The sequence below is a fragment of the Mongoliimonas terrestris genome, assembly GCF_001927285.1.
Taxonomy (GTDB): Bacteria; Pseudomonadota; Alphaproteobacteria; order Rhizobiales; family Pleomorphomonadaceae; genus Chthonobacter; species Chthonobacter terrestris.
Genome location: NZ_MSIG01000092.1, coordinates 1 through 304 on the forward strand (window position 1 = coordinate 1; position 304 = coordinate 304).

1 protein-coding gene is annotated in these 304 nt (G+C 71.7%); it reads left to right on the forward strand.

Annotated features, from left to right (window positions below):
- On the forward strand, positions 1-304 hold a 304-nt coding region (locus tag BUQ68_RS22690; RefSeq protein ID WP_425349571.1), incomplete at both ends, for a Mu transposase domain-containing protein.

The window sequence follows — 304 nt, forward strand, 5'->3', positions numbered from 1 at the left end:
CGCGCGACTTCGACACCCTCGCCGACTACCGGGCCTTCATCGACGTGCTGGTCGGCCGGCGTAACGCCCGCAACCGCAAGCGCATCGACGCCGAGCGCGCCGTCCTCAGCCCGCTGCCCGCGCGCCGTGTCGAGGACGGCGCACAAGCGATGGTCACGGTGACCTCGTCGGGCGGCTTCATGCTGCGGAACGTCTTCTACACCGTGCCCTCGCGCCTGATCGGCCATCGGCTGCGCGTGCGCCTGCATGACGACCGGGTCGAGGTCTTCCTCGGCGGCACGCACGTGACCACCCTGCCGCGCGG